The organism is Actinotalea sp. C106, from assembly GCF_023630195.1.
In the GTDB taxonomy this organism is placed as follows: Bacteria; Actinomycetota; Actinomycetes; order Actinomycetales; family Cellulomonadaceae; genus Actinotalea.
Genome location: NZ_JALPKN010000592.1, coordinates 1 through 734, shown reverse-complemented (window position 1 = coordinate 734; position 734 = coordinate 1). Strand labels below are relative to the sequence as shown.

Annotated in this window: 1 pseudogene; it reads right to left on the bottom strand. The window is 77.4% G+C overall.

Features of this window, described 5'->3' with window-relative positions:
* Positions 1–734, bottom strand: a pseudogene (locus tag L0B03_RS18680) (ATP-dependent helicase HrpB); the annotation flags it as partial.

Genomic DNA, 734 nt, shown 5'->3' with positions numbered 1-734 from the left:
TGGCCCCCGACTTCCCGGCGCTCCAGGGCAGCAGGGAGAGCCCCTCCCGCGCGAGGCCGTCCCGCACCGCACCGATCACCAGGGCAGGGTCGGGGTCCCGCCACGGCTCGGAGCTGAGCTCGATGGCGCCGAGCCAGCGCGATCGTCGAGCGACGACCTGGCCGTCCACCCACGCGACCCCCTGCTCCTCGCGCAGCAGGGTCGGGGCTGCCTCGACGGCGAGGTCGAGGTCGAGGGGGGCCGCAGCACGCACCGTCGCGTCCGAGCGGCCCGACGGCCGGTCGGCCTCGGCGACGGCGAGCCACGGGACGCCGTTCAGCGCACCCTGCTCCCCGCGCAGCACGGCCCCCGTCCCCGAGGTCATGAGATAGGTGGTCCCGCCCGGACGCCGTCGCGCGATCCGGTCGGGGTGGGCCAGGGCGACGACCAGCCCGACGGCGAGGTCGTCCGGGAGGTCCGTCCCCGGCCGGCCCTTCGCTGCAGGTCTGTCGTGAGCACTCCCGTCCTGCGTGGCTCGGTCCCGGGCGGCCTGCTCCAACCGCCGGACCTGCGTCGCCCAGGAGACGCTCTCGGCCGAGCCCCGTCGCAGGGTGCGCAGTGCCGCGACCAGGTCGCCGCCGGGGGCACGCACGTCCTCGGCCAGCAGGCCGACGATCTCGGCGGCCCGTCGCACCCCGAGGTGCGGGACGGCGTCGAGGAGAGCGCGGGCCAGCCGCGGGTCGACCCCGACCCGC